At 62.4% G+C, this 15,028-nt stretch carries 13 protein-coding genes; 4 read left to right on the forward strand and 9 right to left on the reverse strand.

The window, feature by feature from the left end; all coding sequences use genetic code 11:
* Positions 1–94 precede the first annotated feature (94 nt).
* Entirely contained in the window at positions 95–1,069 is a 975-nt protein-coding gene (gene cysB / locus SLW75_RS07530; RefSeq protein WP_410930174.1) for an HTH-type transcriptional regulator CysB, read from the forward strand.
* Positions 1,070–1,178: 109 nt separating this feature from the next.
* Here the strand turns inward: cysB and SLW75_RS07535 are convergent, their stop codons facing one another.
* The 9 genes from SLW75_RS07535 to SLW75_RS07575 form a co-directional block, all read right to left on the reverse strand.
* The gene (locus SLW75_RS07535; protein ID WP_410934062.1) at positions 1,179–1,913 is read right to left on the reverse strand and encodes a phosphoadenylyl-sulfate reductase; all 735 of its coding nucleotides are present in this window, start codon (positions 1,911–1,913) and stop codon (positions 1,179–1,181) included.
* Between the two features lie 220 nt (positions 1,914–2,133).
* The gene (gene pabB, locus SLW75_RS07540) at positions 2,134–3,477 is read right to left on the reverse strand and encodes an aminodeoxychorismate synthase component I (protein WP_410934063.1); all 1,344 of its coding nucleotides are present in this window, start codon (positions 3,475–3,477) and stop codon (positions 2,134–2,136) included.
* Positions 3,478–3,538: 61 nt separating this feature from the next.
* The gene (locus SLW75_RS07545) at positions 3,539–4,618 is read right to left on the reverse strand and encodes an ABC transporter substrate-binding protein (protein ID WP_410934064.1); all 1,080 of its coding nucleotides are present in this window, start codon (positions 4,616–4,618) and stop codon (positions 3,539–3,541) included.
* A gap of 17 nt (positions 4,619–4,635) precedes the next feature.
* Positions 4,636–6,747, reverse strand: a complete 2,112-nt coding sequence (locus tag SLW75_RS07550; protein WP_410934065.1) for a TonB-dependent receptor — start codon at positions 6,745–6,747, stop codon at positions 4,636–4,638.
* A gap of 8 nt (positions 6,748–6,755) precedes the next feature.
* The gene (locus tag SLW75_RS07555) at positions 6,756–7,520 is read right to left on the reverse strand and encodes an ABC transporter ATP-binding protein (protein ID WP_410934066.1); all 765 of its coding nucleotides are present in this window, start codon (positions 7,518–7,520) and stop codon (positions 6,756–6,758) included.
* On the reverse strand, positions 7,517–8,536 hold the full coding sequence (locus SLW75_RS07560) for a FecCD family ABC transporter permease (protein WP_410934067.1): 1,020 nt from the start codon (positions 8,534–8,536) through the stop codon (positions 7,517–7,519). The genes SLW75_RS07555 and SLW75_RS07560 overlap by 4 nt, the downstream gene beginning before the upstream one ends.
* Before the next feature lie 278 nt (positions 8,537–8,814).
* Positions 8,815–9,783, reverse strand: a complete 969-nt coding sequence (locus SLW75_RS07565) for an alpha-L-glutamate ligase-like protein (RefSeq protein WP_410934372.1) — start codon at positions 9,781–9,783, stop codon at positions 8,815–8,817.
* Positions 9,783–11,333, reverse strand: coding sequence for an inactive transglutaminase family protein (locus SLW75_RS07570; protein WP_065988742.1), 1,551 nt, complete (start codon positions 11,331–11,333; stop codon positions 9,783–9,785). Before SLW75_RS07570 ends, SLW75_RS07565 begins: the two co-directional genes overlap by 1 nt.
* Before the next feature lie 4 nt (positions 11,334–11,337).
* Positions 11,338–11,901, reverse strand: a complete 564-nt coding sequence (locus tag SLW75_RS07575; RefSeq protein ID WP_296308985.1) for an ATP-dependent zinc protease — start codon at positions 11,899–11,901, stop codon at positions 11,338–11,340.
* A 293-nt stretch (positions 11,902–12,194) separates the two neighbouring features.
* Between SLW75_RS07575 and SLW75_RS07580 the strand changes: the two genes are divergently transcribed.
* From SLW75_RS07580 to prpC, 3 genes are read left to right on the forward strand one after another with little or no spacing between them, the layout of a single operon-like run.
* Positions 12,195–12,902, forward strand: a complete 708-nt coding sequence (locus SLW75_RS07580) for a GntR family transcriptional regulator (protein WP_410928824.1) — start codon at positions 12,195–12,197, stop codon at positions 12,900–12,902.
* The gene (gene prpB, locus SLW75_RS07585) at positions 12,899–13,789 is read left to right on the forward strand and encodes a methylisocitrate lyase (protein WP_410934068.1); all 891 of its coding nucleotides are present in this window, start codon (positions 12,899–12,901) and stop codon (positions 13,787–13,789) included. The genes SLW75_RS07580 and prpB overlap by 4 nt, the downstream gene beginning before the upstream one ends.
* 54 nt (positions 13,790–13,843) lie before the next feature.
* Positions 13,844–14,971 (forward strand): 2-methylcitrate synthase, encoded by a 1,128-nt coding sequence (prpC, locus tag SLW75_RS07590; protein ID WP_410934069.1) that lies wholly within the window; start codon positions 13,844–13,846, stop codon positions 14,969–14,971.
* The last annotated feature ends 57 nt before the right edge of the window (positions 14,972–15,028 follow it).

The following is a 15,028-nucleotide window of genomic DNA, read 5'->3' on the forward strand; positions in this document are numbered from 1 at the left end:
GTGATAAAAAGTTCTAGCTTTGCCTTCCTGACCAATAATCCAGTTATATACCGTCGCTGATGCCCGTGGCGTCTTCCGGCTTTGAGGGATACATATGAAGCTTCAACAACTGCGCTACATCTGGGAAGTGGCGCACCACGACCTCAACGTTTCAGCGACCGCGCAAAGCCTCTACACCTCGCAGCCAGGCATCAGCAAGCAGATCCGCCTGCTGGAGGACGAGTTGGGCGTCGAGGTCTTCGCCCGCAGCGGCAAGCACCTGACCCGCGTCACCCCGGCAGGCGAGCGCATTATCACCACCGCCGGCGAGATCCTGCGCAAAGTCGAAAGCATCAAGCAGATTGCCCAGGAATTCTCCAACGAGAAAAAGGGCACGCTGTCCATCGCCACCACCCACACCCAGGCGCGTTACGCGTTGCCGCCGGTGATCAGCAATTTCATCAAGCAGTACCCGGACGTCGCGCTGCACATGCATCAGGGCTCACCGATGCAGATCGCCGAAATGGCCGCCGACGGTACCGTCGATTTCGCTATCGCCACGGAGGCGCTGGAGTTGTTCGGCGATCTGGTGATGATGCCGTGCTACACCTGGAACCGCTGCGTGGTCGTCCCCCAGGGCCATCCGCTGACCAAGGTGCCGAAGCTGACCCTGGAGATTCTCGCCGAATACCCCATCGTGACGTACGTGTTCGGGTTCACCGGCCGCTCCAAGCTGGACGAAGCATTCAGCCACCGTGGGCTGACGCCGAAAGTGGTATTCACCGCCGCCGACGCTGACGTGATCAAGACGTACGTAAGATTGGGATTAGGCGTCGGCATCGTCGCGAAAATGGCCGTCGATCCGAAGCTGGACAGCGATCTGGTGGTGCTCGACGCCAGCGAATTGTTCGAAGCCAGCGTGACCAAGATCGGGTTCCGCCGCGGCACCTTTCTGCGCGGTTTCATGTGCGATTTCATCGAGAAGTTCGCCCCGCACCTGACCCGCGAGGTCATGGCCAAAGCCATTCAGTGCCACAACAAACAGGAACTGGAAGAGCTGTTTGCCGGGGTTCAACTGCCGGAGCATTGAGAGGCGAGCCTCAGCTTCAAGCGGCAAGTCTCAAGCGGCTAGAAGGAGCAGACCTCACGCGGACTGCTGTTCTCTTGCAGCTTGAAGCTTGCCGCTTAGCGCTGCTCCTCTATCCCTTCGCGATCATATTCCCGGCATGCAGCCCGCATTCCTTCTGCGTCGCTTCTTCCCACCACCAGCGGCCTTCGCGTTCGTGCTGATTCGGCAGGACCGGACGCGTGCAGGGTTCGCAGCCGATGCTGATGAAGCCGCGCTCGTGCAGGCTGTTGAACGGCAGTTCGAGCATGCGGATGTAGTTCCACACGTCGGCGCTGCTCATCTGGGCGAGCGGGTTGAATTTGTACAGCGTGAGTTCCGGGGTCGAGAAGGCGCTGTCGATTTCCACTACGGCGACGTTGTTGCGCGTGCTCGGGCTCTGATCCCGACGCTGACCGGTGGCCCAAGCGCTCACGCCGGACAGCTTGCGGCGCAACGGCTCGATCTTGCGGATCCCGCAGCACTCGCCATGGCCGTCGCGGTAGAAGCTGAACAAGCCCTTTTCCTTGACCATCGGCTCCAGCTTTTCGCGGTCCGGGCTGACGATGTCGATGTCGATTTTGTACTGCTCGCGGACCTGATCGATGAAGCGATAGGTCTCCGGGTGCAGCCGGCCGGTGTCCAGGCTGAATACTTTGACGTTCTTGTTGATTTTCCAGGCCATGTCCACCAGCACCACGTCTTCCGCCCCACTGAAGGAAATCCACAAGTCGTCGCCGAAGTGCTGAAAGGCGAATTTGAGGATGTCGGACGGGGATTTGTTGGCAAAAGTGGCGGCGATGTCGTCAACGTCAAAAGGGTGGTTCATCTGGGCGGGTTCCTGATCAGGGCTGGCGCTTAAGCGCTCGTAATGGCGCAGATGGTAACAAAAAACGTCGGGGCGTTTGGCTGAAAGCGAGGAGAGCACGGGTGCTTTGGCGGGCGGCAAACCTGTCGGGTTGCCACCCCGGTCACTCCCACAGGGTTGCATTCCCCGCCATACATCACCTAAAGGCTGCCACCCGAAACGGACAGGTTCACCGTCCCGATCACATCCCCTCAAGCGTTTGCATCAACACCCGCACTTTGGTGAAGGTCTCCTGATATTCCGCCTCCCACTGCGAATCAGCGACGATCCCACCGCCGCCCCAACACGCAACCTGGCCGTCTTTTGCCAGCAGACTGCGGATGGCGATGGAGCTGTCCATGCTGCCGCGCACGTCCAGGTACATCAACGAGCCGCAATACAAGGCCCGACGGTTGGGCTCCAGTTCGTCGATGATCTGCATCGCGCGGATCTTCGGCGCGCCGGTGATCGAGCCGCCGGGAAAGCTGCCGCCAATCAGGTCCAGCGCGTCTTTGTCATCGGCCAGTTCGCCGGTGACGGCGCTGACCAGGTGATGCACGTTGGGATAGCTCTCGAGACTGAACAGCTCCGGCACCTTCACTGAACCGATCCGGCAGGTTCGCCCCAGATCGTTGCGCAGCAGGTCGACGATCATCAGGTTCTCGGCGCGGTCTTTCGCACTCGCAAGCAGCGCTTGAGCGAATGCGGCGTCCTCAACGGCATCTCGCCCTCTCGGCCGCGTGCCTTTGATCGGCCGGGTCTCGACCTGACGCTGACTGACTTTGACGAACCGCTCCGGCGACAGGCTCAACACCGCATCCCCCTCTGGCAGGGCCAGATACCCGGCGAACGGCGTGGGGCAGGCCACCCGCAGTGCTTGATACGCTGCCCACGGATCACCGAGGTACTGCGCACGAAAGCGCTGGGCGAAATTGACCTGATAGCAGTCGCCGGCCTGAATGTAGGCGTGAATCCGCTCGACGGCCTGCCGGTACTGCTCGGCATCGATGTCCGGCGCGAAGGGCGCTGTCAGCGTGAACGATGGTGCCGGTTGCGCCACGGGTTGCTCGAACAGCGCGATCAGACGCTGGCGTTCGGCGTGATCAAGGGCGGGGTGAAACACCAACTGGCTGGTGTGGTCGTGGTGATCGCTGATCAGCGCCCAGGCGTAGAGGCCCAACCGCGCGGCGGGCAGGTGCAGGTCATCGGTAGCCTGATCGGGCAGGGGCTCGAACAGACGGCCGAAGTCATACGCCAGGTAACCGATCAACCCACCGGCGAATGGCAGCGCGCAGTGCTCGGGCAGATCAGCTTCACCGAGCCGGGCCAGTGATTCACGCAGGCGCTGGAGAAAGCCCGGACCGGATTCGTCCGCCACCGGCTGCAGGGTTTCCAGCGGCCAGGCGCTGATCAGATCGAAGCGGCCACGGTCCGCAGTCGGGCGACCGCTGTCCAGCAGCACGGCGCCCGGGGCACCGCGCACGTGGGCGAAGTAACCGCTGGGGTCGGCGTAATAGGGCAGTGGGTGTACAGAGCAAGTTGGCATGCGAGGCGTGGATCAGTCAGTGCGCGAGGACGGCGATTGTAGTCTTCCCCAAGGGCGAGTCCTAGGGGGAAGGCGCAGTCGCTGGCGGCTCACCGTGCAAAATTCGTTGGGCCTCCTCCGGCGTCAGCGGGTAATCGAAAAAGCGCCGGTAGAAGTCCATCGTCTGTGCCGCCATGTCCACGTCCGGGAACAAAGCGGGATGCAGCTGCTGCGCCGCCCAGGCGACCTGGAGCGCGACTTCGGTGCCGTACCGATCCCACGGGAAAACTCCGGCCGGATTGCGCAGGACGCGCCCGTTGCGCACGGCCTCAAGCTGGTTCAGCAGTTGCGGTTGCGCTGCTTGGTCCAGCCGGCCTGCGTTGGCAGCGAGAATGACGACATCCGGCTGCCAGGCCAGCAACTGCTCTGCCGACACGATTTGCAGGTTGCCCTTGAGTCCCGTCGCGGCATTGCGGCCTCCGGCGAGCTTGATCCAGTCGTCGATCAGCGTGTCGGCGCCGTCCACTTTCAGCGGATTGACCGAGGCGATGTGCAGCACTTTGGGCCGTTGCTCCGCCGGGATACCCGCGACCACGCGATTGACTGCTGCCAATTGCTGATCCAGAAACCCGTTGTAGGCACGGGCCCGCACGCCGGGCTCTGTGCCGCCCAGGGCTTGAGCGGTGTTGAGCACCGAGCGTTTCAGCCCCGCCAGGTCGGTGTAACCCATCTGCATGACCGGCAGGCCCAGCTGTCGATAGGCGATGGCCTGACGGTCGCCGAGGGCGGTGAACACCAGATCGACGTGCTCGGCGAGCAAAGTTTCGGCATTGAACGCCGTGCCTTCGATGGCCGTGGCCTGGTTCAGCGTCGGCAGGACCTTGAACATCCACGGTTGGCTTTCAGGGTGGTTGACCGTCGCAACGATGCGCGAGCCGGCCCCGAGCGTCATCAGCAGCACGTGATGGGCGTACCAGGCGTCAGCGATACGCGCGGGTTCGCAGGGAAGGCTGACACGTTGGCCGCTATCGTCCTGCACCTGTCCGGGTTTCAGCAGACTGGCCTGAATGTTCTGCCCAGCGTCACCCGGATCAGCGAAGGCGCAGGCACTCAGGCCGGCGAGCAGCACACCGCTCAGCAAGCCTTTTAGCAAATGGCGCATGCCGCCCTGCCGCCGCCTCACAGGTCTACCTGAATCGACGCCTGCAGCATGCGCGGCGCGGCCGGTGTGGCGCTGGCTTGGCCGGCACCGGTGTAGCCGTTCAGCCCGCCGGGGACGATGTTGGTCCAGTAGCGTTCGTTGGCCAGGTTGGTGACTTCGAGGCGGTAGACCGTGTCGCGTTTCATCAACCGGGTGCTGTAGCTGGCGCCGGCGTCGAAGGTCTTGTAGCTGCCCACCCAGTGATCGTTGCTGTCATCGGTGGGGCGCGCGCTGGCATAACGGGCGTTGAGGTTGACGGTGAGGCCCGGCACCTGATCGATGCGGTATTCGGTCAGCAGACTGGCCGTCATCCGCGACAGCCCGACGATGCGCGTGTCTTCCGTGCTGTCGTTGCCGGTGGACAGCAGCTTCGGGTCCAGCCAGGTGATGCCGCCGAACAGCTTGAGATTCTGGCTCAGGTCGCCGTCGGCCAAGAATTCCACCCCGCGATTGCGCTGATCACCCGCCACGGCGTACAGGTTATCGGGCTGGGTGTAGGCGAAGGGGCGTTTGATCTGAAATGCTGCCAGCGACAGGTTGACCCCGCGCGCGACCCATTTGCCACCCAGCTCCCACATGCGGCTGCGGTACGGCGACAGGATCGCCCCGGCGTTGCTGCTGCCGGCCGCCGCACTGTCACCCTGTTGCAGGCTGTCGGCGTAAGTCAGGTACAGCGTCAGGTCGTCCACCGGCTTGTACATCACGCTGCTCGCCGTGCTGATGCCCGAGTCTTGGGATGACGTGTGGACGCCCGCTTGAGAATAATTGTCGGCGGTCAAGCGGCTCTGGCTGCCGCTGAGCATCAGGCTCCATTTCGGCGTGAAGGTCAGGGTGTCGCCCAGCACGAAGGAACGCTGGCGGGCGTTGGCCGAGTGATAGCGATCGGTAAAGTCGGGGAAGTCAGGCTCGTCGAAGCCGACCGGATTGCTTAATGAGGCGCTACCCAAGGTCTTCGTGCCGCCGTTCACGGGGTTGTAGTTGTCCCAGTCGAAACCGGTGACACCGACGGTCAGGTCGTGGCGAATGCCGGCGGTGTAGACGCTGCCGTTGAGGTTGGCCAGATAGCTGTTGATGGTGAAGCGGCTGGCGGTCGCGCTCGCCACCGAGCTGCGATAGGTGCCGGCGTTGTTGATCAGCGTGTTGGTGACCGCGGTGGACTCGCGGTCGGCGATCTGCCGCAGCGCGCCGATGTCGAGTTTCCAGTTGCCGTCGAAGTCATGCTTGAAATGCGCGCTGGCGGTGTCCGTGGTGTTGTTGTCGCCGGAGTAATTTTGCCCGAGGTTGCTGCGGGTCGGGTCCGGCGCGTGGGGCAGCGTCACGCCCGAGGCGACGGCGAACTTGCCGGGCAGGCCCTTGGATAGGTAGTTGTAGTGGCTGACGTTGGTTTCGATGACGCTGTCGTCACTGATCTGAAAGTCCGTGGCGAGGCTCACCAGTTGCCTGCGCAACGTGCTGCCGGGGGCATAGCTGTGGCCTTGCTCGTCGGCCACGTTCAGGCGGTATTTGATCTTGCCGTCCGGGTCGAACGGGCCGCTCAGGTCGGCGGCCTTGAGCCAGGTCAGACCGGTGCCCACGCCGACGGTCACCCGATTGCGGGTGAAATCGGTCGGGCGTTTCGACAGCAGGTTGAAGGTGCCGGCCGGATTCGCCGGGCCATAAAGCGACCCCGACAGCCCGCTCAGCACCTCGACGCCGCCCAGTTGCTCGGCCGGGTAATCGGTGGTCGACACCACATTGAGGCCGTCCAGCCGGCTGTTCTGCACCACGCTGCCCTGTAGACCCCGGGTCTGCGGCCGGGCGCCGTCGGCCTGCACGGAGGGCATGTAGCGGATGATGTCCTTGAAGCTTTTGAGCTGCTGGCTGTCGATCAGGTCCGAGGACAGCACGCTGAGGGAATAAGGCGTGTCCAGCAGCCTGCGCTCACCCATCGGGCCGAGGGTCGCCGACTTCTCCCGCGCCTGATCGGCAATCGACTGTTCGGCACTGATGTCCAGCGGCGCCAGGGTCATTTCTTGGGCCAGGCTGACCTGGGCGAAGCCGCCGAACAAGAGTGGCGCGAAGGCCAGGCGCGTGGAAAGGGATCGGGTCATGCAAACACTCAGCAAGGAATGAAAAAGCGGTGGCCGCTGCTGTCGATCTGCTCGACGGCGACCTGGTAAAGACGCGCCATGAGGGCGCTGTCGACGACGTCGTGGGGGGCGCCGTCGGCGATGAGTCGGCCGTCGTGCAGGACCAGGACGCGATTGGCCGAGGCAAGAGCGTGTTCAGGGCGATGGGTGCTGGACAAAATGCTGATGCCTTGGGCGGCGAGGCGCTTGAGCAAGGCCAGCAGGCGCAGCTGATGGCCGTAGTCGAGGCCGGTGACCGGCTCATCAAGAATGATGGTATTGGCGCGCTGGACCATGGCCCGGGCGATCAGCACCAACTGACGCTCGCCGCCGGACAGCTCGGTGTACGGCCGTTCACTTAACTGAAGGATGCCCAGGTCGGTCAGGGCCTGCTGCACAGAGGTCTTGTCGTCGCGGCTCGGTGCATGGCCCAGGCCCACGCTGGGCAATCGCCCCTGCCCAACGATGTGGGCGACGCTGAACGGAAAGCTCGGCACATGGCTCTGGGGCACGTAGGCAATCTGCCGGGCAATGGCACGGCGCTTCATCGAGCGCATCGGTTGGCCGTCGAGCAGCACCTCGCCGGCGTGGGGTGTCAGCAACCCCAGCAGCAGTTTCATCAACGTGCTTTTTCCGGCGCCGTTGGCCCCCAGGAGGGCGATGTTGTCGCCGGCGGCGATGTCCAGCGAGACGTTATCGAGGATCACGCGGTCGCCGATTCGATAGCTCAGTTGACGGGCCTGCAAGCGCTTCATAGCCAACCCTTGCGCACGCGATGCAGCACCAGCACAAAGGCGATCGCGCCGAACAGCTCGGTGATGATGCCGAGGGGAATTTCGCCCGCCGACACGCTGCGAGCGACGCCGTCGGCCGCCAGCAGGAAGATCCCGCCCAGGCAGGCGCTGAGGGGCAGCAAGCGCGAATTGCCGGGGCCGACCAGCAGCCGCGCCAGATGCGGAATCAACAAGCCGATCCAGCCGACCATCCCTGCCAGACTCACAGTGAGTGCGCAGATCAGCGTGGTCAGCACGATCAGGCCGCCACGGATGTGCTCGACCGGCACGCCCAGGCTCAGGGCCTCGTCATCACTCAGGGACAGCGCATCGATGGCGCGGCCCGTCAGGCACAACAGCACAATCGCCACGGCCAGAATCGGGCCGATGATCCACAGTGCTTGAGCATCCACGGCGCTGAGGCTGCCGAGCAGCCAATAGACGATGCTCGGCAATTGATCCACCGGATCGGCCATGTATTGGGCGATGGACAGCAGCGAGGTGAAGAGGGCGTTCGCGACAATGCCGCCGAGCACCAGCAGCAAGATCGACGGGGTGTGGAACATGTGCGCGATGCCCAGACCGACCGCCACGGCGATCAGCCCGGTCATGCAGGCGACCAGCGCAATGGCCAAAGGCGGCAGGTGCCAGATGATCCCCAGCGCAGCGCCGAACGCACAACCGCTCAACACCCCCAGCAAACCCGGCGACACCAGCGGATTGCGGAACACGCCCTGATACGCCGCGCCCGAAACAGAAAGCCCGGCGCCCACTAGAACCGCTGCAATAACCCGAGGCAGGCGCGCCTCGATGATCAGGCTGTGGAGCAGGTCGTAGCGTTGCGCAGGCATGTCGCTGAGGCCGAGCATCGTTGCGATGAACGTGCTGAATTCGTGGATTGAGATGTGATAGCGACCCAATAACAGCGCGCAGGCGGCCGTCACGGTCAATGCCGACAGGCTGAGCAACAGAGGGGAATACAGCCTGGCAGAAGACATCTGTTACTCATTGTTTCGGTATGTAAAAAACTATACAGCGATGGGAGAGGGTTCTCTAGGGACGGAATGCCGCATGGGGTGAATCTTCATTTGGCAGGAGGTTGTGGGCGGGAATATTGGGCTGAATTTTGCGGTGTGCCGCCTGACGCCTTCCCGGCTAAAGCCGGTCCTACGAATGTGTGCGGTGCCTGGTAGGACCGGCTTTAGCCGGGAAGGGGCCGGTGTGATCGCCATCAGTTTGTCGGCGAACACCGATCACCCTGATCAATCGACACAACTCAAACGTGCCCAAACAACCCCTGAGCAAACTTGACCCGCTCTTCCGGGCTCTCCTGAACACCGTCCGCCGCCAGCTCTTCGAGCCGCTTTTCCACCGCCACGGTCCGGTGAGTCAGCCCGCAGTCATTGGCGATCTGGATGTTCAGCCCCGGCCGCGCATTCAGCTCCAGAATCAGCGGCCCGCGGTCCTGGTCCAGCACCATGTCGACGCCGATATAACCCAGTCCGCACAGCTCGTAGCACTCTGCCGCGAGCTTCATGAAACCGTCCCAGTTCGGCAGTTGCACGCCATCCACCGCATTGGTGGTGTCGGGGTGCTTGCTGATGATGTTGTTCAGCCAAGTGCCGCGCAGCGTCAGGCCGGTCGCCAGATCGACGCCGACACCGATGGCGCCCTGGTGCAGGTTGGCCTTGCCGCCGGACTGCCGGGTGGGCAGGCGCAGCATCGCCATCACCGGGTAACCCATCAGCACGATCACGCGGATGTCCGGGACGCCCTCGTAACTGATGCTCTTGAAAATCTGGTCTGGCGTAACCCGGTATTCGATCAGCGCGCGATCGCGATGGCCGCCCAGGGAATACAGCCCGGTGAGAATGCTGGAAATCTGATGCTCGATTTCGTCGTGGCTGATGATGCGCCCGGAAATCGTGCGGAAACGCTCTTCGAATCGGTCGGCGATGACCAGAATGCCGTCGCCGCCTGCACCCATGGCCGGCTTGATGACGAAATCGCTGCGCCCGCCGATGATCGTGTCGAGCTTGTCGATTTCCTTCTCGGTGGAAATGATCCCGTACATCTCGGGCACGTGAATGCCCGCCGCGATCGCCCGCTCCTTGGTGATGATCTTGTCATCGACGATGGGGTAGAGGCTGCGCTTGTTGTACTTGAGCACGTAGTCGGCGTTACGCCGGTTGATGCCCATGATCCCCTTGGCTTCCAGCGCCTTCCAGGTTTTCCACCAGCCGATCATTTATGGGTTTCCCGCTCGGCGTCTTCCTTGAGGAAGGCCTTGAAGCGGACCAGTTCGGTCAGCCGATAACCGCGATAACGCCCCATCGCCAGCATGAAACCCACCAGGATCAGCAGGATGGCCGGGAAGGTGAACACGAAGTAGATGAACTCCGGGATGCTCATGATGATGTGCGCCAGGGACGCCGCGAACAGCGTGCCAATGGCGACCTTCATCGCATGGCCGCCGCCGCGTTCTTCCCAGGTGATCGACAGGCGTTCGATGGTCATGGTCAGAATCACCATCGGGAACAGCGCGACCGACAACCCGCGCTCAAGGCCCAGCTTGTGACTGAACAGGCTGATGGCGGCAATCAGCACCACGACGAAGGTCAGCACCACCGACAGCCTCGGCAGCATTTGCAGCTTCAGGTGTTCGAGGTACGAGCGCAGGGAAAGGCCCAGCGCCGTGATGATGGTGAACAGCACGATGCCAAAGCCCAGCTGGGTCTCGCGGAACGCCAGCGCGATCAGCACCGGGGTGAAGGTCCCGAGCGTCTGCAGGCCCACCAGGTTGCGCAGGATCAGGATCACCAGCACGCCGATCGGGATCATCACCATGATCATGAAGGTCTGCTGGGTTTGCAGCGGCAGGCTGTACAGCGAGTATTCGAGGAAGTCGGCGTCGGTGCTTTCATCGGTCAGCTTGGCCAGACGAATCGCGTTCATCTCGCTGTTGTTCAGGCTGAAACTCACGGTGGCCTTTTTGCCACCCTCCACGGAGATCAGGTTGTCGTTGCCGATCCACCACAGCAGGCGGTCCTGGGGCAGGCCCGCTTCGCCGGTTTCCGGATTGAAATACAGCCAGTCCTTGCCATTGAAGCTGCGCAGCCACAGTTCGGGTGACTGCGGCTGATCGGCGACCAGGCGAATGGTATGGGCTTTCTCCACCGGCACGTGGGCGATGGACAGCAGGGTTTCAGTGATCCGCGCCTTGTTCTGCACCGACGTGTCGCCGGCCAGCAGCAGCTTGACGTTGTCGTCGCTCAGATTGTTGACACGCTTGATGGCTTCGCTGACGAAGGTCTCGACGTCGGCGGAATGTTGCCGGATCGGCGCAAGCAGCGCGTCGGCGGCGATTTTTTCCGGGCCTTCCACAACGATGCTGTCGCGGAAGATCGGCCCTTTGATCTTGGCTTTCTCGCCGCTGTAGCGCTTGGTCAACACCAGCCGGTAGTACAACGTCTGATTGCCGTTGGCCCGGCGCGCGGACCAGGTGACCTTGCGGTTGCCGTCGGCGCGATTGACGTTCACGCCGTAGTTGTTGGAGATAAAGCTTTCATTGAGGCTGATGTAATCCCGGGACAGTGGTGGCACGTACATCTGCACCTTGACCGTGTCCTTGGGGTTGGCGACGAACTCGACCTTGGCGTCGATGTTCCACAGGTCGTCGGTTTCGTCTTCGGTCACCGGAATGCCGAGCACCAATATCTGGTAAGCCGTGATCGCGATGCCCAGCGTGACGAGGGTCGCGATCAGGATTTTCAGATGGAGGGTAAGAGAGCGCATGTCGTTACTCTGCGGTTTGAGCATCGGTGACGCAGGCAGGCTTGCCGGCTGCGTATTTCAGGCTTGGATCAACCAGCGCATCGAAGTGCTTGAGGGCTTCGGAGCCAATCAAAAGCGGGTATTGGAATGCGCTGCGGTCGGTCAAGTTCACTTCTATGGTGCGCAGCGCCCCGCCCATGCAGACATCCAGGCTGATGACCGGGCGGGCGGTGTACTTCTTGTCGTCATCGGCGTCGATGTCGCCGGCGCGGCGCTTGATCTTGCTGACCCGGGCCAGGGGACGTTCGATGGGGTGTTCGTGGGCATCGTCGATGGCCAGGTAAAAACGCACCCAGGATTCGCCATTGCGCTTGAAGCGTTTGATGTCTCGAGCGCTCAGGGAGGCGGTTTTGGCGCCGGTGTCCAGTTTGGCGGCAACCTGCAGGTCGATGTCGGCAAGCTCCGCGTATTCGTTCAGGCCATAGACGGTCTTTTCAGCGGCTAAGGCCAGACTGGGGAGAAAAAACCCGGGCAGAAATAGACCCGGCAGGTACAGGGATAAGAGGAAGAGAAGAGGGTGGCGGCTCATAAGTCCAGGCGCGATGAAAAGTGAAAGAGCTGCTTTGACGCCGAAATCGGCTTTTGGTTTGACCAACGGTGCCGATCCTGCGAAAGCCGCTTGCTGCCCCTTGGGTGCTGGAGCGGCCGGCATTCTAGCATGAAGCTTTTGTGGCGCGACCGAGGGGCGGCGCGGACAGGTGCCGTCAGACACTTCGCCAGAACCTGTCGCCATTAGACGATTGTCGACAATCAACCATTTAGCTTTGACGTAATAGCCGTGTTTCGCTAGATTTACTGGCATTCACTCTTCAGGTGTCAACAATGTTGAATGCCGCAGACATTCTCCCTGCTTCGCCGGTCGATGCCGAGACGCTGTCCGAGAACGTGTTTCGTCGCATACAGGCGGCCATCGTCAAGGGCGACATCGCCCCCGGCAGCAAGATCTCCGAGCCCGAGTTGGCGCGCACCTACGGTATCAGCCGTGGGCCATTGCGCGAGGCCATCCACCGGCTTGAAGGCCAGCGCCTGTTGGTCCGCGTGCCCCACGTCGGCGCTCGCGTGGTTTCCCTGAGCCATGCCGAGCTGGTCGAGCTGTACGAAATCCGCGAATCCCTTGAAGGCATGGCCTGTCGCCTCGCCGCCGAGCGCATGACCGTTGAAGAGGTCGACGAACTGCGCCGCGTGCTGGAAACCCATGAGCGTGACAGCGCCTTTCAGGCCGGCGTCGGCTATTACCAGCAGGAAGGCGACTTCGACTTTCATTACCGGATCATTCAGGGCGCGCGTAACAGCACGCTGACCCAGATGCTCTGCGATGACCTCTACCAACTGGTGCGCATGTACCGCATCCAGTTCTCGACGACGCCCAATCGTCCGCGCCAGGCGTTCGCCGAGCACCACCGTATTCTCGATGCCATCGCCGAACGTGACGGTGAGCTGGCCGAGCTGTTGATGCGCCGACACATTGCCGCGTCCAAACGCAATATTGAGCAGCGCTTTCACGCTGCCACTGCCCGAGGTGAACAATGACCACAAGCACCACTCCTGGCCAACGCTTCCGTGACGCTGTCGCCAGTGAACATCCGCTGCAAGTGGTCGGCACGATCAACGCCAACCACGCGCTGCTGGCGCAACGGGCCGGCTTCAAGGCGATTTACCTGTCCGGCGGCGGTGTGGCGGCGGGTTCGCTGGGGGTGCCGGACCTCGGCATTACCGGCCTGGACGACGTGCTCACCGACGTGCGCCGCATCACCGACGTCTGCGACCTGCCGCTGCTGGTGGACGTCGACACCGGTTTCGGTGCTTCGGCGTTCAACGTGGCGCGCACGGTCAAGTCGATGATCAAGTTCGGCGCGGCGGCGATGCACATCGAAGACCAGGTCGGCGCCAAGCGCTGCGGTCACCGGCCCGGCAAGGAAATCGTCTCGCAGCAGGAGATGGTTGATCGCATCAAGGCAGCGGTGGATGCGCGAACCGACGACAGTTTCGTGATCATGGCGCGCACCGATGCGCTGGCGGTGGAAGGGCTGGAGTCCGCACTGGACCGCGCCGCAGCGTGCATCGAGGCGGGCGCGGACATGGTCTTCCCGGAAGCGATCACCGAGCTTGAGATGTACAAGCTGTTTGCCGCGCGGGTGAAGGCGCCCATCCTCGCCAACATCACCGAGTTCGGCTCGACGCCGCTGTTCACCACCGACGAGCTGAAGTCCGCTGAAGTGGCGTTGGTGCTGTATCCACTGTCGGCGTTCCGGGCGATGAACAAAGCCGCGGAAAACGTCTACACGGCGATTCGTCGCGACGGCACCCAGAAGAACGTGATCGACACCATGCAAACGCGGATGGAGTTGTACGAGCGCATCGACTACCACGCGTTCGAGCAGAAGCTTGATGCGCTGTTTGCGCAGAAGAAATCGTAGAAAAGCCGCAAATGAATTGCCGATTCCCTCACAACTACAAGACTGGAGACAGCAATGGCTGAAGCAAAAGTATTGAGCGGCGCAGGCCTGCGAGGCCAGGTGGCCGGGCAGACCGCGTTGTCCACCGTCGGCCAGGCCGGCGCCGGGCTGACCTACCGCGGCTACGACGTGCGTGAACTCGCCGCCGACGCCCGATTCGAAGAAGTCGCGTACCTGCTGCTATACGGCGAACTGCCGACCCAGGCGCAACTCGACGGCTACCTGAAGAAACTCCAGGGCCTGCGTGAGCTGCCCCAGGCGTTGAAAGAAGTGCTGGAGCGCATTCCCGCCGACACCCACCCCATGGACGTGATGCGCACCGGCTGCTCGATGCTCGGCAATCTCGAGCCCGAAACCAGCTTCACCCAGCAGCTCGATTCCACCGACCGGCTGCTGGCCGCGTTCCCGGCGATCATGTGCTACTGGTACCGCTTCAGCCACGAAGGCAAGCGCATCGACTGCGTCACTGACGAGGTGTCGATCGCCGGGCACTTCCTGAAGCTGCTGCTGGACAAGGCGCCCAGCGAACTGCACCGCAAGGTCATGGACGTGTCGCTGATTCTCTACGCCGAGCACGAATTCAACGCCTCGACCTTTACCGCGCGCGTTTGCGCATCGACCCTGTCCGACCTGTTTTCCTGCATCACAGCGGCCATCGGCACGCTGCGCGGTCCTTTGCACGGCGGCGCCAATGAAGCGGCGATGGAGATGATCCAGAAATTCGCCTCCGCCGAAGAGGCGACGAAGGGCACTTTGGCGATGCTCGAACGCAAGGACAAGATCATGGGCTTCGGCCACGCGATCTATAAGGACAACGACCCGCGTAACGAGGTGATCAAGGGTTGGTCGAAAAAGCTCGCGGAGGAGGTGGGCGACACGGTGCTCTTTCCGGTCTCCGAAGCCATCGACAAGACCATGTGGGAGCAGAAGAAACTCTTCCCCAACGCCGACTTCTACCACGCCTCGGCGTACCACTTCATGGGCATCCCGACTCAGCTGTTCACCCCGATCTTCGTCTGCTCGCGCCTGACCGGCTGGGCCTCCCACGTGTTCGAACAGCGCGCCAACAACCGCATCATACGACCGAGCGCCGAATACATCGGCGTCGAACAGCGCAAATTCGTGCCCATCGAACAGCGCTGATGGGGAAAGGAGAGTTCCACGGGGCTCTCCACCCGTAACTTTTCCGTGATCGAGTCC

The sequence above is a fragment of the Pseudomonas sp. W5-01 genome (assembly GCF_046540435.1).
Taxonomy (GTDB): Bacteria; Pseudomonadota; Gammaproteobacteria; order Pseudomonadales; family Pseudomonadaceae; genus Aquipseudomonas; species Aquipseudomonas graminis_B.

Coding starts and splice junctions, on each gene's coding strand:
- cysB (WP_410930174.1), top strand. CDS start 95: ATGAAGCTTCAACAACTGCGCTACATCTGGGAAGTGGCGCACCACGAC.
- SLW75_RS07535 (WP_410934062.1), bottom strand. CDS start 1,913: ATGAACCACCCTTTTGACGTTGACGACATCGCCGCCACTTTTGCCAAC.
- pabB (WP_410934063.1), bottom strand. CDS start 3,477: ATGCCAACTTGCTCTGTACACCCACTGCCCTATTACGCCGACCCCAGC.
- SLW75_RS07545 (WP_410934064.1), bottom strand. CDS start 4,618: ATGCGCCATTTGCTAAAAGGCTTGCTGAGCGGTGTGCTGCTCGCCGGC.
- SLW75_RS07550 (WP_410934065.1), bottom strand. CDS start 6,747: ATGACCCGATCCCTTTCCACGCGCCTGGCCTTCGCGCCACTCTTGTTC.
- SLW75_RS07555 (WP_410934066.1), bottom strand. CDS start 7,520: ATGAAGCGCTTGCAGGCCCGTCAACTGAGCTATCGAATCGGCGACCGC.
- SLW75_RS07560 (WP_410934067.1), bottom strand. CDS start 8,536: ATGTCTTCTGCCAGGCTGTATTCCCCTCTGTTGCTCAGCCTGTCGGCA.
- SLW75_RS07570 (WP_065988742.1), bottom strand. CDS start 11,333: ATGCGCTCTCTTACCCTCCATCTGAAAATCCTGATCGCGACCCTCGTC.
- SLW75_RS07575 (WP_296308985.1), bottom strand. CDS start 11,901: ATGAGCCGCCACCCTCTTCTCTTCCTCTTATCCCTGTACCTGCCGGGT.
- SLW75_RS07580 (WP_410928824.1), top strand. CDS start 12,195: ATGTTGAATGCCGCAGACATTCTCCCTGCTTCGCCGGTCGATGCCGAG.
- prpB (WP_410934068.1), top strand. CDS start 12,899: ATGACCACAAGCACCACTCCTGGCCAACGCTTCCGTGACGCTGTCGCC.
- prpC (WP_410934069.1), top strand. CDS start 13,844: ATGGCTGAAGCAAAAGTATTGAGCGGCGCAGGCCTGCGAGGCCAGGTG.